Raw genomic sequence first — 20,286 nt, 5'->3', positions numbered from 1 at the left:
GACCTGGGGGTCTTCGTCGTGTTTCGGCTTGGGATCGGGGATGGGGAGGGATGGGTGGGGTGGTGGGCGGCTTCCGTTGCCGGCTTTGAGTTTGGGCCCGTTGTTGTGTGGGCTTCTTCTGTCTTGGTGGGGTGGGCGGTTTTGTTGTCGGGTTTGGTTGTTTGGCTTCGGTGGGGTGGTGGCTCTCGGGGCCGCTGCTGTCCGCGGCAGAGCGCGATGAGTTCTCTGGTGCTGGCCCCGCAATTGTCCTGGCACGTCGGGCGTCGAGTGTGCTTGGCGGGCATGCCACCGCACGGCGGCTTCGCCATCGGGCTGGAGCGCTGGACCGCCCGGCTGCTCGGCCTGGACAACATCCGCCACGCCACGCTGTTCCCCGTGACCTGCACCGGCTCAGTCCGTGATCACGAACGGGCTTGGGACAGCAGGGCGCGACCCCGCGCCGCGGTGAGTGTGCGGGCCAGCACCGGGTTGGCGAGCAGGCCGATCGGGGCGATGTGGTCGGCGGTGCGGGGGCGCCAGTGCGGGAGGGCGGCTCGGACGGCGGGCCAGAGGTGGTCCGGATCGCCGTTCAGGGCCTGACGCACCAGGGTGTCGAATTCGGGGTTGCCGAAGGCCGGTGGCTCCGGGCGGGACTCGTGGTCGGCGATGGCTTGGTGCAGTTCCGGTTTCACGCCGTACGAAGCCGATTTCAGGATCGAGTTGCGGCCCGGCATCGCGTCCTGGAAGAACAGCCACGGCAGGAATTCCTCGGTGAACAGCGGATCGCGCAGGAAGCCCGGCGGTGCCGTGTCCGGGATCAGCAACCGGCCGAGGAGCACGCCCGCCTCGTAGTGCCGGTCCAGCAGGAGCAGCAGTTGCGCCCGCAGGACGACCGCCCGTTCGCGGCCGAACTTCTCGGCCGCTGCCAGGATCGCTTCGGCTTCGTCGACCTGGCCGGCGAGGGCCAGCAGCCGGGCGCGCTCGACCTCGGCGTCCCAGTGGTCGCGGGTTTCGCCTGCCGGGTGCCGCAGCTGGTGGAATCCGGCGTACAGGTGCTCCATCAACGCGGTGAACGACGGGAAGCGTTCGGGCGGTGCGGCGCGCCAGGAGAACAGGCTGTAGGCCGCCCACTCCCCGTTCTCGTCGACGTCACCCGGGTCGAGGAACAGGATGCCCGCGTCGGCTTCCCGGGAGATCAGCACCCCTCGGGTGAAGCAGTTGTCCAGCGGGTCCTCGACCGCCCATTCCCACCCCTCTCCCCAGAAGGGTTCGTGCACGGCCAGGAAGTCGACGTCGCTGGTGTCGCGCAGGCGCCAGACGAACTCGCCCGCGTGGCGCCAGCCGTCCGTGGTCAGCAGGAACTCCCGGTACGACGGCGGCAACTCCCGCGCCAGCCGCCGTTCCACCGCGGCCACGGCCTGCTCACTGGCCGGTGCGAAACCGAGCCAGCGCTCCCTGGCCACGTCCGGATCCGGCTTCTCCGCGGTGCTGAGCCATTCCTCACTCCACCGCGTCAACCACGGTCGCCACTCCATGCGCACCACTATGTCAGCGGAAGCCGCTCCGCCGGAACGCTTCGAGGCCGGTCACTGACCTGTCCGTCGCCGAGTTCGACCAGGCGCCACTCACCGTCCTCCCGCAACGCGAAATCGGCCGTGACGAAGGGCAGGTCCAGGTCCGGACTTCCGCGGAGACGAACTGGTCGAACCGCCGCAGCACGGACCCACCGGCGAAACCGAGTGCGGGGTGATCTTCGCGAGGGCGTCGTACCAGCCGGGCAGTTCGTGGGCGCGGCGGTACTGCTCGGCCGTGGTCCGGAGCACCACCCCACGCTGCCGCAGCGCGGAGTCGAAGTCGGCGTAGCGATCGCTGCTCAGCATCCAGCCGCGGTAGACGGCCTGCGCGTCCGGTGGCACGCGGCGCACGGCTTCGGCTGCACCACCGGGTTTCGCCAGCGCGTCGTGATCGACCGGTGCGACGTCCAGCCCGGCGGCGCGGACGCAGCACGTCCGCGGGAACCAGCAGCAGCACGCGTCGCATGGTGGCACGTTCCTGGGAGTTTCCTGGGAGAAATCCTCGATGAGCCGGGCTCGGGCGGCTCGTTCCCAGCGGGCCGTCACCTGGCGCGGCGAGTCTCGGGCGCATGACCGCAACCATCGAGGCCCGTGGCCTCACCAAGCGCTACGGCGACCGGCTCGCCGTCGACGACCTCAGCTTCACCGTGGAACCCAGCCGCGTGACCGGCTTCCTCGGCCCCAACGGGGCGGGCAAGTCCACCACCATGCGGCTCGTGCTCGGGCTGGACGCGCCCACCGCGGGCACGGTCACCGTGCACGGCCGCCGCTACGCCGAACTCGCCCGGCCGCTGCACACGGTCGGCGCGCTGCTCGACGCCCGCGCCGTGCACCCCGGCCGCACCGCCGCCGCGCACCTGCTCGCGCTCGCCCAGACCGCGGGCATCGGCCGCGCGCGCGTCGACGAGGTGCTCGGGCTGGTCGGGCTGTCGAACGTGGCCGGCAAGCGGGCGGGCACGTTCTCCCTCGGCATGAGCCAGCGGCTCGGCATCGCGGGTGCGCTGCTCGGCGACCCGCCGGTGCTGATGTTCGACGAGCCGGTCAACGGCCTCGACCCGGGGGGCATCCGCTGGATCCGCGGGCTCATGCGCGACCTCGCCGCCGAGGGCCGCACGATCCTGGTTTCCAGCCACCTGATGAGCGAGATGGCGCTGACCGCGCAGCACCTGCTCGTGCTCGGCCGCGGCAGGCTCATCGCCGACACCGGCATCGACGAGTTCCTGCGCACCCACGGTGAAGAAGCCGTGCTCGTCCGCTCCGGCGAACCGGATCGCCTGGCACGCCTGTTCCGCCGCACCGGCGCCACCTTCGAGCTGCGGGACGACGCCCTGTTCGTACTGGACCGCACCGCCGCCGAGATCGGCAAGCTCGCCGCCGGTGACGGCATCGCGCTGACCGAACTGACCCCGGCCCGCGGCTCGCTGGAGGACGTTTTCATGGCCCTGACCCACGACTCCGTCGAATACGGGGTGCCCGCGTGAACGCGCTGCGCTCCGAATGGACCAAGTTCCGCAGCCTGCGCTCGACCTGGCTGACCGCCGCGGTGACCGTGCTGCTCGGGGTCGGCATCAGCGCGCTGGCGTCCGCGGCGCAGGCCCGCGCGTACACCGGCGAGGACTGGGACCCCACGGCGACCAGCCTGACCAGCATCATCGTCGCGCAGCTGGCGATCGGGGTGCTCGGCGTGCTGGTGATCACCTCGGAGTACGGCACCGGCACCATCCAGTCGAGCGTGGTGGCGGTGCCGGTGCGCGGCAGGCTGCTGGCCGCGAAGGCGGGGGTGTTCTCGGGTGCCGCGCTGCTGCTCGGCCAGGTGATCGGCTTCGTGTCGTTCTTCGCCGGGCAGGCGCTGATCGCCGCGGCCGGCGTGCCGCACGCGACGCTCGGGCAGCCGGGGGTGCTCCGGGCGGTGGTCGGCAGCGGGCTCTACCTGGCGGCGGTGGGACTGCTCGGGCTCGGCCTCGGCGTGCTGCTGCGGTCGACCGCGGGCGCGATCGGGGTGCTCGTCTCGGGCACGCTGCTCATCCGGCTGGTCGCGCAGACGTTCCCCGACGCGCTGCGTGAGTGGATGGACCGCTACTGGCCGACATCGGCCGGGGAGAAGATCATGAACGTGCTGCCGGTGCCCGGCGCGCTGCCGCCGCTGACCGGACTCGCCATCCTGTGCGGTTCCGTGGCGGTGATCGGCGCCCTCGGCCACCTCGTCCTGCGCACGAGGGACGTGTGAAGCGCGACGCACTGGCCGGTGCCGCGGCCGGGCTGACCGCGCTGGGTGGCATGGCCGCGTGGGCGTGGCTCGGCGTGAGCCTGCTGGGGCTCGGTGGCGGGGCCACCCCCGCCGCCGTGGCGCTCGCCGCGGGCGGGTCCGCCGACCTCCGCCACAGCCTGCTGTCCGGCTCGGTTTCCCTGCTGCCGCTGGGGGTTTCGCTGGTCGGCGCGGTGCTGCTGACGGCCGTGCTGAGCAACTGGTGGCGGGTCGCGGGCGCGGTCGCGGTGTTCGGCGCCGGGCTGGTCGTGCTGGCGTTCCTCCCCGGTGTGCGGAGCGTGCTCGGCGGGGTGCTGTGGCTGGCGGTCGTCGTCGGCGTGCGCGTGGCGACGTGGCGGCTGCCGTGGGTCCGGCACGTCGCCGTGGTCCTGGTCGGCACGGCGGGGGTGCCGACGGTGCTCGGGGCGCTGCCTGCCATCGCGGACGGGCCGCGCCTGCTCGGCGTGGTGCTGCTGGCCGCGCCGAACGTGCTGTGCGTGGTGCTGGCCAGCGGGCTGGGCGTGCCGTGGCAGCTCGCCGGTCCGGCGCTGCCGGTTCCGGAGCCGGGCTGGGCGTGGCCGTTCGCCGTGGTGGTGGTCGTGCTGCTGGCGGTGTTCGCGCGATGGCACGCGCCCTGGGTGGTGGCGCTGTGCTGGGCGGCGATGGCCTGGCTCGGCGGTGCCCGGCTGGACCTGTGGCTGGGGCCGCTCCCGCTCGGCACCGGGGTGAGCGGGAACGCGCTCGTCGCGGCCGGGGCCGGGCTCGTCGCCGGTTCGGTGGCGTGCCTGCTCGTCGCGGGCGCCCGGCACTGGCATCGTCAGCGGTCATGACGGCTGCTCTGCTCGTGGTGGAGGACGATCCGACGCTGCGGGAGCTGCTCGCGGCGAGCCTCCGGTTCGCCGGGTTCACGGTGTCCGCCACCGCCGGCGGGGCCGACGCGCTGGCGATCGCCGCCCGGCGGCCACCCGATCTGGTGGTGCTGGACGTGATGCTGCCCGACGTCGACGGTTTCGAGGTGCTGCGCCGCCTGCGGGCGGGCACCGGCCCCGCCCGGACCGTGCCCGTGTTGTTCCTCACCGCCCGCGACGCCGGTGAGGACAAGGTCGCCGGGCTGACCGCCGGTGGGGACGACTACGTCACCAAACCGTTCCGGCTGGAGGAGCTGATCGCCCGCATCCGCGCGATCCTGCGCCGCACCAGCGGTTCCCCGCGTGACGTGCTCAGCGTCGGCGACGTCGAACTGGATCCGGTGGCCCGGCTGGTCACCCGGGCGGGCCGGCCGGTCGCCCTCTCCCCCACCGAGTTCACCCTGCTGCGGTTCCTGATGGAGAACGCCGACCGGGTGCTGGCGCGCGAGCAGATCCTGCACCACGTCTGGCGGTACGACTTCGGCGGCGACGCCAGCATCGTCGAGTCCTACATCAGCTACCTGCGGCGCAAACTGGACAACCGCGAGCCGAAGCTCATCCACACCGTGCGCGGGGTGGGGTACGTGCTGCGGGCGCCGCGGTGAAGCGGCTCTCGCTCCGGGCGCGGGTGCTGCTGATCGCGATGGCGCTGCTGGTGACCGGCATGGTGACCAGCAGCGCCGTGGTGCTGGTGGCGTTGCGGGAACCGCTGGTGGAGCGGGTGGACCTGCAGGTGTCGGTGGCCGCCGGGGTGCTGGCGGCGGTGCCCGAGCCGCTGATCGCCAACCTGGCGAGCAGCAGGCCGCCCCAGGCCGGGCCCGCCGACCTCTACCTCGCCTACCTCGACGCCGAGGGCCGCGCTTCGCTGGCGCTGCACGGCCCGTCCGCACCTGAATTGCCCACTTTGGACAGTCAGGCGGTGGCGGCGCGGGCTCGGACGCCGTTCGAGGTGCCGGGCTGGCGGGTGCTCGCCCTGCCCGCCCGCGGTGGCGGCAGCGTGGTGGCCGCCGGTGCACTGTCCCAAGTGGACGATACGGTGGCGCGGGTCCGGTGGGTGTGCGGGCTGGTCGGGGCCGGGCTGCTGGTGGTGCTGGCCACGGCGGGCTGGTTCTGGGTGCGGGCCGGGTTGCGGCCGCTGCGGCGGATCGAGGAGACGGCGGCGGCGATCGCCGGGGGTGACCTGTCGCGGCGGGTGCCGTTCACCGCGGCCGAATCCACCGAGGTCGGCAGGCTGACCCGGTCGCTGAACGGCATGCTCGCGCAGATCGAGGCGGCGGTGGCGGCCCGCGCCCGGTCCGAGGAGCGGCTGCGCCGCTTCGTCGCGGACGCGAGCCACGAACTGCGCACCCCGCTGGCGGGCATCAGCGGTTTCGCGCAGCTCTACCGGATGGGCGGCAGCGAGATCGACGCGACGGTGGACCGCATCGAACGCGAGTCGACGCGGCTCGCCGGGCTGGTCGACGACCTGCTGCTGCTCGCCCAGCTCGACGAAGGCGGCCTGCACCTGCGCCGGGCGCCGATGGACCTGCGTTCGCTCGCCGTCGACGCGCTGCACGACCTGCGAGCGCTGGACCCGGCTCGCGAGGTCACCCTGACCGGGCTCGGGGCGGCGCCGGATCCCGCACCAGCCCCGGTCCTCGGCGACGAAGCCCGGCTGCGGCAGGTGGTGAGCAACCTGGTCGGCAACGCCGTCGCCCACACCCCACCGGGTTCGGCGGTGCGGATCGGGGTCGGCACCGAGGCGGGGAAGTCCGTTCTGGAGCTCGCCGACCGCGGGCCCGGGTTGTCGCCGGACCAGGTCGCGCGGGTCTTCGACCGGTTCTACCGCGCGGACGCCTCACGGGCCCGCGACCACGGCGGCGGAGCGGGGCTGGGGCTGTCGATCGTGTGGTCGCTGGTGACCGCGCACGGCGGCACGGTCACCGTCACCACCGCGCCCGGGGAAGGCGCGACCTTCCGCATTTCCCTAGACTGGCGGTGATGCCCATTCGTCCCGCCACCACCGAAGACGTCGAAGCCGCTGTCACCACGCTGGTCCTGGCCTTCGCCGACTACCCGTTCACCCGGCACACCGTGGCCGCCGACGACCACCCGGAGCGCCTGGCCCGGTCGCACCGGCTGTTCCTGACCCGCGTCGGCCTGCCGCACGGCCGGGTCTGGGTCAGCGACGACGCCGACGCCGTGTCCGTCTGGACCACCCCGGAAGCCGAGGGCATCGAGCGCGTGTTCGCCGACCTGGGCCCGGAACTCGCCGAGATCGCCGGTGACCGGGCGGAGGTCGCCGCCGAGGTGGAGGCGGCGCTGGCCCCGCACCGGCCGTCCGGGCCGTCGTGGTTCCTCGGCACCGTCGGCGTCCGGCCGGACTGCCAGGGCCGCGGTCTCGGGCGGGCGGTCATCCAGCCCGGCTTGGACGCCGCGGCAGCGGCCGGGGTGCCCGCGTTCCTGGAAACCTCGACCGAGCGCAACGTCGAGTACTACCGCACCCTCGGCTTCGAAGTGGTCGCCGAGGTCGACCTGCCGAGGGGCGGCCCGAAGACGTGGGCGATGACCCGGCTGCCCTGACCCGCCGCCGACGCCGTTCTTCTCGATTGCGCATTCACGGAAGCGTTTTCGGGTGTGCCGCGGGTTTCGCGGCACCGCGTGGCCGGATGCGGAAAACCGGTCCGGCGGGTGAATCCGTCACCTTGACGGTTCCGCGCCGCACTGGTGGGCTTGCAGGTCTACTGGGAGGTGCGATCCGATGGTGAACCCGAGGGACAAACTGACCTACACCGAACCGCTCGCCGTCGGTGAAACCACGGTCGGTGCCTCGCCGGACGAGGTGTACCGGCTGGTCAGCGACCCGGTGGCGATGGCGGATTTCGCCGAGGAGTTCTACAAGGCCCGCTGGATCCGCGGAGCCAGCGAGGCCGCCGTCGGGAACTGGTTCTCCGGCAGCAACCGCAACGGCCTGCGCCGGTGGGTCACCCACGCCGAGATCGTCGAGGCCGAGCCCGGCCGCCGGTTCGCCTACCGGGTGCGCACGCCGTTCTTCGTGCCGATTTCGCGGTGGGAGTACGACATCGTGCCCGACGGCAGCGGCAGCAGGCTCACCGTGACGAACTGGCTGCGCGTACCGCGCTGGTTCGTGCCGTTCGCCATCCTCATCACCGGGCAGCCGGATCGCGCGGAAACCAACAGCACCAACATCGGCACCACGCTGAAGCGGTTGAAAGCCCACTTCGACAACGCGAACTGACGACGGCGAGCCGCTCCTCCCCGGTCTGCGGCTTGAGGTGCCTGCGCCGCTCACGAACCGCTTTCGCCGGAGTCCGCCCCCGAGCGAGCAGTCAGCTTGAGGCCACCGGAAAGGTCCCATCGCGGAGACCACCAGGCGTCCCCGTCGTGCGGGTTGTACCACACCTGCCGGACCTCGGAAGCAGTTTGTCCACAGAGGTGCGAGTCGCCCACAGGCGCAGCCGACCCGCTCTTTTCCGAGCTGAGTCCGAGTAGGCTGGTTGCAGGGGCCGCCCCCGAGGTGGTGGGGGCGTTCCTATTTGGTTGTCAAGCCGCGGCGGGGTTCGGGTGTCGGTAGTGGGTGCGGTTGCGGAGCAGGGCGTAGAGGACGTCGCAGCGGCGGCGGGCCAGGCGGATGAGGGCGGCGTTGTGTTTGCCCTCGGTGCGTTTGCGGTCGTAGTAGGCGCGGCTGGCCGGGTCGGACAGGGCGGCGAAGGCGGCGAGGAAGAACGCGCGTTTGAGCTGGCGGTTGCCGGTGCGGGCCGGATGTTCACCCCTGATGCCGAGGAACACGCCGAAACTGCTGCTCATGTTTGCGACGAGACCTGTCCGAAGGGTGGCCGCATCCCTATCAGGGTCCTCGATGCCACCAGGCCCGGTGACACCACCCCCCGGATCATGGACTCGACTGGGGCACCAGGCATGCCGAACTTGGCGACCACAGCTCCTCGATCGGGCCGTCCCCGGGCACGCCGGTCCTCGGCTGGTGACAACGCTTCGGTGGAGGCGGTCCCCCGCTGCCGGGGATAGTCGTTCAGCGGCTTCCGCCGGGTTTCCGGCCAGCCAAGCGTCACAACAAGCCAACCCGCGCTGGAGCGGCAACGCGCCGAGCCGAACCGTGCTCACAACCTGCCGGATTCCGGGGCCCGGCCCAGCAAAGCGACCACCGCCGCGCCGAGAGCCAGTGCGCTCCCCAGCCACATCACCGAAGTGACGCCCCAGCCGTCGGCGGCCCGGCCGCCCAACAGCGCGCCCGCGGCGATGGCGGCGTTGAACACCCCGACGAACAGAGCCGAGCCCGCTTCCCTCGCCTGCGGCACCGAAGCCAGCAACCAGGTCTGCGTGCTCACCGAAACCCCGCCGTACGCGAGTCCCCAGACCAGCAGCGTGAGCAAACCACCGCCTGCCAACGGGATCAGCAGCACCGCTGCCGCCAGCACGAGGGCGATCACCAGCAGCGTCCCCCGCGGGGAACGCGCCACCGCCCACCCGGCCGCGAAGTTCCCGGCCACCCCGGCCACCCCGTACCCCAGCAGCAGGGTGCCGAGCAGCGCGCTGCTCACCCCGGAAACCTCCTCCAGCACCGGGCGCACATAGGTGTAGGCGGCGAAGTGCCCGGTCACCAGCAACGCCACCAGCACCAGGCCGGTACCCACCCGCGGGCTGAACGCCAGTCGCAGCACCCCGCCCAGCCGCAGGCCCGCCTCGGCGGGCAACCCCGGCAACAGCACCGCGAGAGCGACGGCCACCACCACCGCCAGCACGCCCGCCCCGGCAAAAGCCGCCCGCCAGCCCGCCAGGTCGCCCAGGTAGGTGCCCAGCGGCACACCCAGCACCGAGGCCACCGCGATCCCGCTGAAGACCAGCGAAGTGGCCGACGGCCTGCCGGGCACCAGCCGTGCGCCCAGGCCCGCCGCGATCGACCACACCCCGCCCATGCCGACGCCGACCAGGACCCGGCCCGCCACCAGCACCCCGAACCCCGGCGACCAGGCCGACAGCAGGTTGCCCACCGCCAGCACCAGCACCAGCGCGACCAGTGCGGTCCGCCGGTCCAGCCGCCCCAGGCGCGGGGTGAGCAGTGGTGCCGAGACGGCCGCGACCAGGCCGGTGATGGTCAGCGTCAGCCCGGCCACGCCTTCGCTGACGCCCAGCGCCGCGCCGATCGGCGTGAGCAGACCGACCGGCAGCATTTCCGAGGTGACGACGGTGAAGGTCGCGGCAGCCGTGGCCGCGACGCCGAACCAGCCCCGCAGCGGGCGGGCGGTGTCCGTGGGTTGTGCCATGCGGTTCAGCCAACCGGCGGCCGTGGCACCGAACAACGATCGATCCGTCATCGACCGATTAGGCTGGCTCATCGATCAGGAGGTGTCGATGGAGGTCCGGGAACTGGAGTGCTTCCTGGTGCTGGCCGAGGAACTGCACTTCGGGCGCACCGGTGAGCGGCTGTACCTCTCGCAGAGCCGCGTCAGCCAGCTGTTGCGGGCACTGGAGAGCCGGATCGGTGCCCGCCTGGTGGAACGCACCAGCCGCCGGGTGCGGCTGACCCCGCTGGGCGAGCAGTTCCTGGCCAGGGTCCGGCCCGCCTACGAGGAGTTGCGCGCGGCCGTGGCCGACACGACCGACGCCGCCAGAGGCGTGCGGGGCCTGCTGCGCCTGGGTTTCCAGGGCAGCGCGAACGACGAGCTGATGACCGCGATCGGCCGGTTCGGCGACCGCTGGCCCGGTTGCGCCACCGAAGTGGTGGAGATCCCGCTCGCCGATCCGTTCGGGCCGCTGTACCGCGGCGAGGTGGACGCCGCGGTGGTGCTGCTGCCGGTGGACGAACCCGAACTGGTCCTCGGCCCGGTGTTCTCGCGGCAGCAGCAAACGCTTGCGGTGTCGGCCCGCCACCCCCTCGCGGCCCGCCCGTCGGTGACCGCCGAGGAACTGGCCGGCTGCACCCTGATCGGCATCAAGGAACCCGCGCCGGCGTACTGGCGTGCGTTCCAGGCACCCGCCCGCACCCCGGGCGGGCAGCCCGTGCCACCCGGTCCGCTGGTGAGCACGCTGCAGGAGGGGCTGGCGCTGGCCGCGGCCGGCCGGGGTGCGCTGCTGCTGTGCCAGCCCACCGCCGAGCACCACCGGCGTGACGCGCTGGTCTACCTGCCGGTCACCGGCCTGCCCGACTCCAGCCTCGGCCTGGTCTGGCACCGCGACCACGCCACCGCCACGATCCACGCGTTCGCCGAGGCGCTCACCGGCGCTCGAGCTTGACGTGCGTGGCCAGCGCCCGCAGGAAGTCCGGGGCGTCGAACATCCGCCCGGCGGAGGCGACCCCGGTCGCGCGGGTCCGGCCGGTGAGGAGGCGTTCGACCGCTTCGACGGCGAGCGGCGCGCTGATCGCGTAGATGTCCTGTCCGCTCGCGGCGATCCGGCGTTCTTCACCACCGGCCCGCACGAGGACGTCGACCAGGAACGTCTGCGCGGACCGGCCGTGCTCGTCGACGGCCGCCGGAGCCGAACCCGCCGAAAGGTCCTGTGCCGCTTCCACCGCCATGTACGTGCGCACCTCGGGCACGGCCAGGTGGCTGGGCACGGTGACCACGTCGGCCATGGTGAACTCGCCGAGCACCGGCCGCGTGCCCATCGGTTCGGGGAACGGCCAGTCCACGGTCGGCAGGGCGTCGTCGTGGTACTCCAGCGCGCCCTTGGTGAAGCGGACGCGCTGCCCGTTGCGCCGCTGCTGCGACACCTCACCGGCGAGCCGCGTTCCGGCCGTGGGGTGCCAGCTGCTCAGGCCGTACGCGACGTGCACCTCGTCGGCCGAGGTCCAGTCGCCCATCGCGGTGGTGACCAGGAGGTCGCCGAGGCCGCCGTAGAAGGCCATCGCGGGCACCACCGGCGTCCGCGCCCGGTCGGCGAAGTGCGTGAACGTGTCGGCGTTGGCTTCGATCTCGGCGGCGACGTCCACGTACGGGATGCCCGCGCGCTGGGCCGCCTCGATCAGCGGGGCGGCGGTCACCGCGAACGGCCCGGCGGTGTTGATCACGGCTGCCGCCCCGGCGAGCGCGCGGTCGAGCGCACCGGCGTCGTCGACCGAGGCGGGCCGGACCGCCGTGCCCAGTTCCCGCAGTTTCCCCTCGTTGCGCCCGGAGAGCACCGGGGTGTACCCGCGTGCCCGGAGTTCCGCCACCACGAACCGGCCGGTGTGCCCGTAGGCCCCGTAGACCACCACTGCCTTCTTGTCATCCACGAAGGACATCGTGGTCGTGGCGGCCACCCGGCACCAGTGTCCGGAACGACGTGATCCGTACACTTTCGGACATGCGCACCCTGGCCATGGCCGCCACCGACGGCATGTTGCACTTCGAGCTGGCGGTGGCGTACGAGATCTTCACCCCCGACCGGTACGACGTGGCGATCTGCGGCTCGGGCCCGGTGCGGGCCGGGCGGTTCCAGCTGGAGCCGGACACCGGCCTCGACCACCTGAGCCGCGCCGGCACCGTGCTCGTCCCGGCCTGGGCCGACGTCGACGAGGCCCCGCCCGCCGAGCTGGTCGACGCCGTGCGCGCCGCCCACGAAGCGGGGGCGCGGGTCGCGTCGCTGTGCACCGGTGCGTTCGTGCTGGCCGCCGCCGGTCTGCTGGACGGGCGGCGCGCGACCACGCACTGGGCGCACACCGGCGTGCTGGCCGAGCGGTACCCGCTGGTGGAGGTGGATCCGGACGTGCTGTACGTGGACAACGGCAGCGTGCTCACCTCGGCGGGCAAGGCCGCCGCGATCGACCTGTGCCTGCACCTGATCCGCCTGGACCACGGTTCCGCGGTGGCGAACACCGCCGCGCGCCGCCTGGTCGTGCCGCCGCACCGGGCCGGTGGCCAGGCCCAGTTCGTGCCCGCGCCGGTGCCCGCGGAGGACGACCACCCGCTGACCGGGCTGCTGCCCTGGGCGGCCGAGCGGCTGGACCAGCCGCTGACCGTCGAGGACCTGGCGCGGCGGGCGAACCTGAGCAGCAGGCACCTCGGCCGCCACTTCCGGGCCGCCACCGGCACCACCCCGCTGCAGTGGCTGCACACCCAGCGCATCCGCCGCGCGCAGGAACTGCTGGAAACCACCGGCGACAGCATCGACACCATCGCGGCGGCCGTCGGCATGGGCACCGCCGCCACCCTGCGGCGGCACTTCAACCGGACCGTCGGCGTGCCACCGGACGCCTACCGGCGCACCTTCCGCAACTGAGGTTCGCGCTGGTGCCCCTGGCTGCGGCGACACGCTGGTGCCACGCCGCCACCGGCCACGGCACACCGCCTCGCGCCCGGCCCACCGCAGGTGCCACCGGAGCAGCCCGGCGGCACGTCACCCGGGCAGCGGCCTGGCGCGGCGACCCCCGAAGACAAAGCAGGGGCGGGCGACCCCCGGCCCGGCCGGGTCGCCCGCCCCTACCCCCAGTGGGTCACCCGCGCTCGAACTCCTCCCAGGTCACCTTCTTGACCTGCGGTCCGTCGTCCTTGGCGTGGTTGGCCAGGCCGTTGCGCCCCAGGTAGTAGTCCCCGGCCTGGGCCTGCGCCTGCGGCGACATGTCCGTGTCGCTGATCGCGATGCCGTGGATGTGCTCCACCCAGTCACCCTGGCTGGGGGTGCGGTGCCACGCGGCGAAGCCGACCTCCCGCAGCGCCTTCACCGCGGCGGTCTTGTCCGAGATGTTCCGCACGGAGATGTCCACGGCCCCGCCGCCGTCGTGCGTGCCGCCCGAGGCACCCACCCCACCGGCGTTGTAGGAGCCCTGGGTGATGGTGAAGTCGACGCCGGCCCGCTGCTCGGCCGCCTTGATCATGTCGGCGGTGCGCTGGTTGACCGTCTTGCCGTCCACCGTGGTCTTCGCGCCCGGCCCGAACTGCGCGGTCAGCGTGTAGCGGCCCTTGCCGAGTTCGGCCAGCGAGCCCTTGCCCGGCAGGCCGCTGGCGGCCAGCCCGCTGTGCCCCAGCGACTTCTGGAACTTCTGGTACGCGGTCACCGTCGTGGTGCCGAAGTGCCCGTCGACCTGCTTGGCGTCCAGCAGGTCCTTCGCCGCCAGCGCCTGCTCGACGACCTTGACGCTGTCGCCGGAGCCCGGGGTGATCGACTGGTCCGGCTTGTACGGGTCCCACATGGCCGCCTTGATCACGGCCTCCATGTTCACCGTGGGTGCGGCCACCGCCACCGGGCCCGCCACCACCGTGCCGGTGAGCGCGGCCACCGGAACGGCGGCGAGCAGCGCGGCGATCGTCCTCTTGCGCATGAGTCCTCCTCTTCTCGATGCTGCTGGGGCGAACACCACCGACACTGGCCGGTCCGCGGCCCGTCCGGAACCCGGGTGACGGAACACCTGACGTCAGGAACCCGCAGGTTGACAGCGTCTGACAACCGTCGACCCCGCACTGTCCGCTGATCAGCGCGCTGGATCGCGGTATAGTCGGCGCGATCGCACAGCGTGGCGGAACGGGTGTCTGATTGACGGTGAGCGAGCCGAGACTGCGAGCGGGAGAGCGGCCAGCGGCGCTCGAGTCGTTCATGGCGGAGCTGCGGGAGCTGCGGACGCGGGCCGGTGAGCCCTCGTTCCGGCGGATGGCGGCGAAGTCCGGCGCGGTGTCCCACGCCACCCTGCACCTGACCGTGACCGGCCGCCGGTTGCAGCCGTGGGAGACCGTGCGCGAGTTCGTCCGCGCCTGCGGCGGGGACGAGGACGAATGGCACGGCAAGTGGCAGGCCACCCGGCTGGCCCTGTCCGAAACCACCCCGGCCGAAGCCGAGCCCACTGCCCGGTGGCGGTCGAAACGGGTGCTGGTCCCGCTCGCCGCGGCGCTGGCCGTGGTGGCCGCGGTGGTCACAGTCGTGGTTGTCGTGCTGCTGCCGCAGGAGCAGCCCGCCGGGCCGCCCTATCCCGGTGATTCGAGCCGGTTCGTCGCCGACGTGACCATTCCCGACGACACCGTGGTCAAACCCGGCACGCAGTTCGTGAAGGTGTGGGAGATCCAGAACACCGGCACGGTGGCGTGGCAGAAGCGGTTCCTGAAGCGGACCGACCTGCCGCTGGAGGCGAACGACTGCCGCACCCCGGACCGCATCCCGATCAACGACACCGCACCGCAGCAGCACGTGCAGATCACCGTCACGGTGAGCGCACCACCGACCGCCCCGGTCGACTGCCGCGTCTACTGGAAGATGGTCGACGAGGCCGACCGGGAACTGCTCCCGTCCCGCCAGCCGATCTTCTTCTCCGTGCTGGTCCGCCCCTGAAACGCCTCAGTGGAGCACGATCGTGGTCAGTGCCCGCGGCGCGGCCTGCACGGTCAACCGGCGGCCCATCAGCTCGGCGGCGTCGGTTTCCGCCGATGAGCGGCTGCTGTCGGTGACGTAGGCGGTGGGGTGCCCCACGCTGTCCACGGTGAGGTCCGCCTGGATGGCCGACGTCCCGGCGTTGAGCACCTCGACCACCCGGCTGCCGTCCGGATTGCGGTAGGCCGAGATCCGCAGGTCCGGCGCCGAGGTCCGCGCCGGGACGCGGTGGGCGTCCGGGCGGATGAACCGGCTGTACGCGGCGAGCGCCCACAGCCGTTTCGACACGTGGTAGCTGTCGCCGTCGAGCTGGATCAGACCCCGGGTGGTGCCGAGGGAGGCCCCGAACCAGAACACGTACCCGTTGGCCCCGCCGGTGGTCAGCGTGTCGTGGACGTTCTGCGCCACGGTGAAGCCGTCGTAACCGCTGCCGTCGTCCCACGCCTCGTTCCAGGTGGTGCCGTTCGGCGACCACTCCGACATCCACGTGTGCCGGGTGGTCGGCAGCGGGCCGGTCACCGGGTTCCGGTACGGGTGGCCGGTGTGCGTGGTGATCTCCTCGCGTGCCACCGGATCCGCCTCGATCGCCTCGGTGTACTCCCGCTGCTCGGCCCACCCGGCGGCGTCGCAGCAGGCGAGCCGCAGCCCCAGCCCGGAGTTCCTGGCGACCGGGCCGAGCACCCCGGTGAACTCGGCCGCCTGCGCCGGGGTGAACCGCATGGACGCGTACGAGGTGGACAGGTCGGGTTCGTTGGTGAACCCGAGGTCGGTGATCCGGATGCCCTCCTCGGCGTAGAAGCGCGCGTACTGGACCAGGTACTCGGCGTACGCCTGCCGCCAGTCGCCGCAGCTGGTGCCGGAGAGACCGCAGAGCACCCCGCCGTTGTTCTCGCTGCCGTTGTCCTTCATGTACCCGGGTGCGCTCCAGGCGTCGGCGTAGAAGCGCTCCACCCCGTACGCCTCGGCCTCCTTGGCCAGCCACACCTGCCCGCTGTCGTCGCCGTCCCAGACGTACTTCGGCGGCGCGTCCGGCCCACCGGGGTCGACCGGCTGGATGGAGCGCATCTTGTCGTACTCGGTGCTGTCGGACGAGCCGATGCCGAGCCGCAGGATGCTGAGCCCCGCGCCCCCGGTGCGGCTGAACAGCAGATCGAGCACCTCACGCTGCTGCCGCGGTGGCAGGTCGCGGATCAGCGCCGCCCGCTGGAACGCCTGGGAGATGCCGAAGCCGTCGAGCCGCTGGAGGTCCTTCCGGAACTCGACGGTGCCGCTGACCCCTCGCGCGGCGGCGGGCGCGGCGGTCAGGGTCAGCCCCACCAGGACGGCGGCGAACACGCGGGCGAACCGGGCCATGGCTGCCTCCTCGGCGACCTGGGAGCGCTCCCACAAGTAGTACCGGCTGACCACGGAACCGTCAATATCCTTTCTGACCTGCACTTTTGAAAAAATTCGAAAAATCCCGGGCGGCACTGCAAAATCCGGGGCGGGTGTTCGTGGAGTGGGCGACGGGCCGGACCGACCGGCCCCCGCCACCAGGGAGCACCCCATGACCACCACCATCCCGACCCGCGTCGGCACCAGGTCGACGGCCGCGGAGCTGACCGGCGACCGCATCACCAAGTCGCTGCTCGGGTACGGCGTGCTCGCCGGGCCGCTGTACGTGACCGCCTCGCTGGTCCAGGCCGCGCTCCGCGACGGCTTCGACCTGACCCGGCACGCGTGGAGCCAGCTCGCGCTCGGGCACGGCGGCTGGGTGCAGGTGACGAATTTCGTGGTCACCGGGCTGATGGTGCTCGCGTTCGCGGCGGGCCTGCGGCGGGCGCTGGCCACCGGCCCGGCGGCCAGGTGGGCGCCCGCCTTGCTCGGCGTGTTCGGCGCCAGCATGGTCGTCGCCGGGGTGTGCCCCGCCGACGCCGCGGCCGGGTTCCCGGCCGGTGCCCCCGAATCCGTGAGCACCAGCGGGCTGGTCCACCTCGCCGCCGGTGGCGTCGGCTTCCTGTGCCTGGCCGCCGGGTTGCTGGTGCTCGCCCGCCGCCTCTCGCTCGAAGGCTTCGCCGGGCTCGCCATGGCCACCCGCGTCGTCGCCCCGCTGTTCCTCGCCGGCTTCGCCGGCATGGCGTCCGGGGTGCTCGGTGTCCTCGCCTTCGCGGCCGCCGTCGTGGCGGTGTTCGGCCTGGTCACCGCGCTCGCGGTGCACCGCTACCGGCAGCTGCCCGACACCGACGGCTGAGTAGCCTTCGCGCCGTCCGGAAGATCCATTCGGAAGATCAGGAGAAAACCATGCGCTACCTCGTCGTCCTCGAAGCCGAGCAGCCCGACACCCCGCCGCCGGACGAACTGATGGCCGGGATCATGAAGCTCGGCCAGGAAGCCGTGCAGGCCGGTGCGATGATCGACAACGCCGGTCTCGCCCCGAGCGCCGCCGGGGCGAAGGTCACCCTCGACGGCAACGGGCTGACCACCGTCGACGGTCCCTTCGCCGAGTCGAAGGAAATGATCAGCTACGCCGTCTACGACACCCGCACCAAGGAGGAAGCGGTGGAGTGGGCACGGCGCTTCCTCGCGCTGCACGCCGAGCACTGGCCCGGCTGGGAGGGCGAGGCCAGGGTGCTGAAGGTGTTCGGGCCCGAAGACGTGCCGGGGGCCTGAGGTGCCGACGGAAACCGGGCGGGGCGCCGTCGAGGCGATCTGGCGGATCGAATCCGCCAGGCTGATCGCGGCGCTCGCCCGGTACACCGGCGACCTCGGTCTCGCCGAGGACCTCGCCCAGGACGCACTGGTCGCGGCACTGGAGAAGTGGCCGTCGGCCGGTACCCCGCCGAACCCAGGAGGCTGGCTGATGACCGTGGCCAAGAACCGCGCGGTGGACCACTTCCGCCGCGACACCACGCACCAGCGGGCCGTCGAGACGCTCGGGCAGGACCCCACCCGCTCGACCCCGGAGGCGCCGCTCGACGAGGCCGTCGACGACCCGATCGGCGACGACGAACTCCGCCTGCTCTTCGCCGCCTGCCACCCCGAACTCAAGCGCGAGTACCGCATCGCGCTGACCCTGCGCTGCCTCGCCGGGCTGAGCACGCACGAAATCGCCAGTGCCTTCCTGGTCGAGGACCCGGTCATCGGCCAGCGCATCTCCCGGGCCAAGAAAACCCTGCGGGACAAGGGGATCCGGCTGGACCTGCCGGGGCAGGACGACCTGCTCGCGCGGCTGGCCTCCGTGCTGGAGGTCATCTACCTGATCTTCAACGAGGGCTACCGCGCCACCTCTGGGGCGAACTGGATGCGGCCCGAACTGAGCAACGACGCCCTCCGCCTCGCCCGCCGCACGGCGACGCTGGTGCCCGAAGTCGCCGAGGCGCAGGGATTGCTGGCGCTGCTCGAACTGACCCAGGCCCGCGCACCCGCGCGGCACGACGCCGGCGGACGGCCGGTGCTGCTGCCGGACCAGGACCGCGGCCGCTGGGACCGGTTGCTGATCCGGCGGGGGCTGGACGCGCTGAACCGCGCCCACCGGCTCGGGTCCGCGGGCCCGTACGTGGTGCAGGCGGCCATCGCCGGCTGCCACGCCATCGCCCCCACCGCGGCGGAAACGGACTGGGTGCGGATCGCCTCGCTGTACGACGTGCTCGAGCGGATGCAGCCCAATCCGGTCGTCACCCTCAACCGCGCCATGGCGCACGGCCACGCCGACGGGCCGCAGGCCGGTCTCGCGGTGCTCGCCACCCTCACCCCCGGAACCCTGGCCGCCTACCCGCAACGACACGCCGTGGAAGCCGAACTGCTCGCCATGGCCGGACGCCACGAGGAAGCCAGGGCCGCCTACGCCCTGGCCACCGCCCTCACCCGGAACGACGCCGAATCGCTGCTGTTCGAGCGACGAGCCGCGGCCGCCGACGGGACCGGCTGAAGCGACCGTGAAGAACCGTCTGGCGACGGGAACTGGCCCGCCTCGAATCGATCGAGGACGGGCTCTGCTCCGGCAGGCTCGACCTCTACGTCGCGATGACCCGCGCCACCCGGCGGCTCGGCCTCGTGCACCCCGGCCCGGTCCCGGCCGAACTCGCCGGGGCCAGGCCAAAAGGACTGGAACCGAATCGGTACTGATCACCGACCTGGCAGCCATCCACCCCGCTGGGCCACCACGAAGAATCACCACGGAAATCGGGGGCACAAACCGGCAGCCGGGGGCACCCACCCCAACCACCCACACTCCCCCGCCCCACCCCGATCCACAGCCAGAACACGGCGGGGTGGCCCCCACTCGCCTCCACGTCGCCGTGACTCGCCGGGTCAGGCCAAGGTGAAGGACTGCCGGTAGGCGGTCGGCGTGGTGCCCACCTGGCGGCGGAAGTGCTTGCGCAGGTTCGGCCCGGTGCCGAACCCGCTGGTCCGCGCGATCTGCGCGACGCTGAGCTCACCGCGTTCCAGCAGCCGCCTGGCCAGCTCGATCCGGGCGTCGAGCAGCCAGCGCAGCGGTGAGGTCCCGGTCTCCTCGGCGAACCGGCGGGCGAGCGTGCGCGGGGAGAGGTGCGCGTGCGCGGCCAGGTCCGCCACGGTGAGCGGTTCGTGCAGCCGTTCCCCGGCCCACGCCAGGGTCTCCGCCAGCGCGGTCGGCTCGGCGGCGGGCACGCGGCGGGCGAACTGCGCCTGCCCGCCCGCGCGGTGGGGTGCGGCGACCAGGTGCCTGGCGACCGCGTCCGCCACGCGGGCGCCGAGGTCGCGCCGGACGATGTGCACGCACAGGTCGATCCCGGCGGCCACCCCCGCCGAGGTGAGCACGGTGCCCTCGTCCACGTAGAGCACGTCCGGCTCCACCCGCACCGACGGGTACCGCTCGGCCAGTTCGGCCGCGGCGCTCCAGTGGGTGGTGGCGGCGCGCCCGTCGAGCAGGCCGGCCGCGGCCAGCGCGAACGCCCCGGTGCAGATGGACACCACCCGCTTGCCCCTGGCGTGGGCCCTGGCCAGCGCCTCGGCCACCCCGGGCGGTGGCTGGCGGTGGTGCGGCACGAACCCGGGGACCACGATGGTGTCCGCGCGCGCCACCGCCCCGAGGCCCGCGGTGGCCTGCACGGCGAACCCGGCGGTGGTGGCCACCGGCCCGGCTCTCACCCCGCACAGCGTCACCCGGTACGGCAATCCGTGGTGCCCGGTGAACACGTCGGCCGGGATGGCCAGGTCGAGCGGGATCACCGAGGGCAGCGCGAGCACCGCGACGCGATGGGGTTCCATGGCAGGATCGTAGCCAAGGTTGGCGTTCCTGCCATCCACTTTTCGTGTCGCGCAACGG

General features: G+C 72.7%; 21 protein-coding genes and 2 pseudogenes. 14 read left to right on the top strand and 9 right to left on the bottom strand.

What is annotated here, in order from left to right:
• Positions 1-216 precede the first annotated feature (216 nt).
• Positions 217-333, top strand: a pseudogene (locus AC07EG_RS16745) (hypothetical protein); the annotation flags it as partial.
• Positions 334-401: 68 nt separating this feature from the next.
• Here AC07EG_RS16745 and AC07EG_RS16740 read toward each other — a convergent pair.
• Genes AC07EG_RS16740 through AC07EG_RS16730 form a run of 3 tightly spaced genes read right to left on the bottom strand, consistent with a single transcriptional unit; the run spans position 402 to position 2,027 of the window.
• Positions 402-1,514: an SMI1/KNR4 family protein gene (locus tag AC07EG_RS16740; protein WP_478253999.1), complete on the bottom strand. Its 1,113-nt coding sequence runs from the start codon at positions 1,512-1,514 to the stop codon at positions 402-404.
• 8 nt (positions 1,515-1,522) lie between these two features.
• Positions 1,523-1,621 (bottom strand): ATP-grasp domain-containing protein, encoded by a 99-nt coding sequence (locus AC07EG_RS16735; RefSeq protein ID WP_478253998.1) that lies wholly within the window; start codon positions 1,619-1,621, stop codon positions 1,523-1,525.
• Positions 1,605-2,027 (bottom strand): hypothetical protein, encoded by a 423-nt coding sequence (locus AC07EG_RS16730; protein WP_478253997.1) that lies wholly within the window; start codon positions 2,025-2,027, stop codon positions 1,605-1,607. Before AC07EG_RS16730 ends, AC07EG_RS16735 begins: the two co-directional genes overlap by 17 nt.
• Before the next feature lie 95 nt (positions 2,028-2,122).
• Here AC07EG_RS16730 and AC07EG_RS16725 point away from each other — a divergent pair, with 95 nt between their 5' ends.
• The 7 genes from AC07EG_RS16725 (at position 2,123) to AC07EG_RS16695 (ending at position 7,944) form a co-directional block, all read left to right on the top strand.
• Entirely contained in the window at positions 2,123-3,034 is a 912-nt protein-coding gene (locus AC07EG_RS16725) for an ATP-binding cassette domain-containing protein (protein ID WP_478253996.1), read from the top strand.
• A complete protein-coding gene (locus AC07EG_RS16720) occupies positions 3,031-3,780 on the top strand; it encodes an ABC transporter permease (RefSeq protein WP_478253995.1) in 750 nt (249 codons plus the stop codon). The genes AC07EG_RS16725 and AC07EG_RS16720 overlap by 4 nt, the downstream gene beginning before the upstream one ends.
• On the top strand, positions 3,777-4,628 hold the full coding sequence (locus AC07EG_RS16715) for a hypothetical protein (protein WP_478253994.1): 852 nt from the start codon (positions 3,777-3,779) through the stop codon (positions 4,626-4,628). Before AC07EG_RS16720 ends, AC07EG_RS16715 begins: the two co-directional genes overlap by 4 nt.
• Positions 4,625-5,311 (top strand): response regulator transcription factor, encoded by a 687-nt coding sequence (locus AC07EG_RS16710; RefSeq protein WP_478253993.1) that lies wholly within the window; start codon positions 4,625-4,627, stop codon positions 5,309-5,311. Before AC07EG_RS16715 ends, AC07EG_RS16710 begins: the two co-directional genes overlap by 4 nt.
• Entirely contained in the window at positions 5,308-6,687 is a 1,380-nt protein-coding gene (locus tag AC07EG_RS16705; protein ID WP_478253992.1) for a sensor histidine kinase, read from the top strand. The genes AC07EG_RS16710 and AC07EG_RS16705 overlap by 4 nt, the downstream gene beginning before the upstream one ends.
• Positions 6,687-7,268, top strand: a complete 582-nt coding sequence (locus tag AC07EG_RS16700) for a GNAT family N-acetyltransferase (RefSeq protein ID WP_478253991.1) — start codon at positions 6,687-6,689, stop codon at positions 7,266-7,268. Before AC07EG_RS16705 ends, AC07EG_RS16700 begins: the two co-directional genes overlap by 1 nt.
• A gap of 178 nt (positions 7,269-7,446) precedes the next feature.
• Positions 7,447-7,944, top strand: a complete 498-nt coding sequence (locus AC07EG_RS16695) for an SRPBCC family protein (protein WP_478253990.1) — start codon at positions 7,447-7,449, stop codon at positions 7,942-7,944.
• 305 nt (positions 7,945-8,249) lie between these two features.
• On the opposite strand, the pseudogene AC07EG_RS16690 reads toward AC07EG_RS16695, so the two are convergent.
• Together AC07EG_RS16690 and AC07EG_RS16685 are read right to left on the bottom strand one after the other, a co-directional pair.
• Positions 8,250-8,483, bottom strand: a pseudogene (locus AC07EG_RS16690) (IS110 family transposase); the annotation flags it as partial.
• A 341-nt stretch (positions 8,484-8,824) separates the two neighbouring features.
• Entirely contained in the window at positions 8,825-9,988 is a 1,164-nt protein-coding gene (locus AC07EG_RS16685; protein WP_478253989.1) for an MFS transporter, read from the bottom strand.
• Between the two features lie 88 nt (positions 9,989-10,076).
• Here AC07EG_RS16685 and AC07EG_RS16680 point away from each other — a divergent pair, with 88 nt between their 5' ends.
• Positions 10,077-10,958, top strand: a complete 882-nt coding sequence (locus AC07EG_RS16680) for a LysR family transcriptional regulator (protein ID WP_478253988.1) — start codon at positions 10,077-10,079, stop codon at positions 10,956-10,958.
• Here the strand turns inward: AC07EG_RS16680 and AC07EG_RS16675 are convergent.
• Entirely contained in the window at positions 10,939-11,937 is a 999-nt protein-coding gene (locus AC07EG_RS16675; protein WP_478253987.1) for a saccharopine dehydrogenase family protein, read from the bottom strand. The two genes, AC07EG_RS16680 and AC07EG_RS16675, sit on opposite strands and share 20 nt — an antisense overlap.
• A gap of 71 nt (positions 11,938-12,008) precedes the next feature.
• Here AC07EG_RS16675 and AC07EG_RS16670 point away from each other — a divergent pair, with 71 nt between their 5' ends.
• Positions 12,009-12,923 (top strand): helix-turn-helix domain-containing protein, encoded by a 915-nt coding sequence (locus AC07EG_RS16670; RefSeq protein ID WP_478253986.1) that lies wholly within the window; start codon positions 12,009-12,011, stop codon positions 12,921-12,923.
• Positions 12,924-13,137: 214 nt separating this feature from the next.
• Here AC07EG_RS16670 and AC07EG_RS16665 read toward each other — a convergent pair whose 3' ends face one another.
• On the bottom strand, positions 13,138-13,962 hold the full coding sequence (locus AC07EG_RS16665) for a peptidoglycan-binding domain-containing protein (protein WP_478253985.1): 825 nt from the start codon (positions 13,960-13,962) through the stop codon (positions 13,138-13,140).
• A 272-nt stretch (positions 13,963-14,234) separates the two neighbouring features.
• On the opposite strand from AC07EG_RS16665, the gene AC07EG_RS16660 reads away from it, so the two are divergent.
• Positions 14,235-14,960 carry an NBR1-Ig-like domain-containing protein gene (locus AC07EG_RS16660; RefSeq protein WP_478253984.1) on the top strand — a complete coding sequence of 242 codons (726 nt, stop codon included), beginning with the start codon at positions 14,235-14,237 and terminating at the stop codon, positions 14,958-14,960.
• Positions 14,961-14,966: 6 nt separating this feature from the next.
• Here AC07EG_RS16660 and AC07EG_RS16655 read toward each other — a convergent pair whose 3' ends face one another.
• Positions 14,967-16,352, bottom strand: coding sequence for a glycoside hydrolase family 30 protein (locus AC07EG_RS16655; protein WP_478253983.1), 1,386 nt, complete (start codon positions 16,350-16,352; stop codon positions 14,967-14,969).
• Between the two features lie 193 nt (positions 16,353-16,545).
• Between AC07EG_RS16655 and AC07EG_RS16650 the strand changes: the two genes are divergently transcribed.
• From AC07EG_RS16650 to AC07EG_RS16640, 3 genes are read left to right on the top strand one after another with little or no spacing between them, the layout of a single operon-like run.
• Positions 16,546-17,229 carry a DUF998 domain-containing protein gene (locus AC07EG_RS16650; protein ID WP_478253982.1) on the top strand — a complete coding sequence of 228 codons (684 nt, stop codon included), beginning with the start codon at positions 16,546-16,548 and terminating at the stop codon, positions 17,227-17,229.
• 50 nt (positions 17,230-17,279) lie between these two features.
• Complete coding sequence (locus AC07EG_RS16645; RefSeq protein WP_478253981.1) at positions 17,280-17,648, top strand: YciI family protein; 369 nt, start codon at positions 17,280-17,282, stop codon at positions 17,646-17,648.
• Position 17,649: 1 nt separating this feature from the next.
• On the top strand, positions 17,650-18,906 hold the full coding sequence (locus tag AC07EG_RS16640) for an RNA polymerase sigma factor (RefSeq protein WP_478253980.1): 1,257 nt from the start codon (positions 17,650-17,652) through the stop codon (positions 18,904-18,906).
• 383 nt (positions 18,907-19,289) lie between these two features.
• Here AC07EG_RS16640 and AC07EG_RS16635 read toward each other — a convergent pair whose 3' ends face one another.
• Positions 19,290-20,228 carry a GlxA family transcriptional regulator gene (locus AC07EG_RS16635; protein ID WP_478253979.1) on the bottom strand — a complete coding sequence of 313 codons (939 nt, stop codon included), beginning with the start codon at positions 20,226-20,228 and terminating at the stop codon, positions 19,290-19,292.
• Positions 20,229-20,286: the final 58 nt, after the last annotated feature.

This window comes from Amycolatopsis sp. NPDC045836 (assembly GCF_056431745.1).
This window is presented reverse-complemented; position numbering and strand designations above follow the sequence as displayed.

Bases quoted from the DNA above. Each gene is read 5' to 3' on its own strand.
- AC07EG_RS16650 (WP_478253982.1), top strand. From the start codon at position 16,546: ATGACCACCACCATCCCGACCCGCGTCGGCACCAGGTCGACGGCCGCG.
- AC07EG_RS16680 (WP_478253988.1), top strand. From the start codon at position 10,077: ATGGAGGTCCGGGAACTGGAGTGCTTCCTGGTGCTGGCCGAGGAACTG.
- AC07EG_RS16740 (WP_478253999.1), bottom strand. From the start codon at position 1,514: ATGGAGTGGCGACCGTGGTTGACGCGGTGGAGTGAGGAATGGCTCAGC.
- AC07EG_RS16670 (WP_478253986.1), top strand. From the start codon at position 12,009: ATGCGCACCCTGGCCATGGCCGCCACCGACGGCATGTTGCACTTCGAG.
- AC07EG_RS16700 (WP_478253991.1), top strand. From the start codon at position 6,687: ATGCCCATTCGTCCCGCCACCACCGAAGACGTCGAAGCCGCTGTCACC.
- AC07EG_RS16665 (WP_478253985.1), bottom strand. From the start codon at position 13,962: ATGCGCAAGAGGACGATCGCCGCGCTGCTCGCCGCCGTTCCGGTGGCC.
- AC07EG_RS16635 (WP_478253979.1), bottom strand. From the start codon at position 20,228: ATGGAACCCCATCGCGTCGCGGTGCTCGCGCTGCCCTCGGTGATCCCG.
- AC07EG_RS16645 (WP_478253981.1), top strand. From the start codon at position 17,280: ATGCGCTACCTCGTCGTCCTCGAAGCCGAGCAGCCCGACACCCCGCCG.
- AC07EG_RS16655 (WP_478253983.1), bottom strand. From the start codon at position 16,352: ATGGCCCGGTTCGCCCGCGTGTTCGCCGCCGTCCTGGTGGGGCTGACC.
- AC07EG_RS16685 (WP_478253989.1), bottom strand. From the start codon at position 9,988: ATGGCACAACCCACGGACACCGCCCGCCCGCTGCGGGGCTGGTTCGGC.
- AC07EG_RS16710 (WP_478253993.1), top strand. From the start codon at position 4,625: ATGACGGCTGCTCTGCTCGTGGTGGAGGACGATCCGACGCTGCGGGAG.
- AC07EG_RS16725 (WP_478253996.1), top strand. From the start codon at position 2,123: ATGACCGCAACCATCGAGGCCCGTGGCCTCACCAAGCGCTACGGCGAC.
- AC07EG_RS16695 (WP_478253990.1), top strand. From the start codon at position 7,447: ATGGTGAACCCGAGGGACAAACTGACCTACACCGAACCGCTCGCCGTC.
- AC07EG_RS16660 (WP_478253984.1), top strand. From the start codon at position 14,235: ATGGCGGAGCTGCGGGAGCTGCGGACGCGGGCCGGTGAGCCCTCGTTC.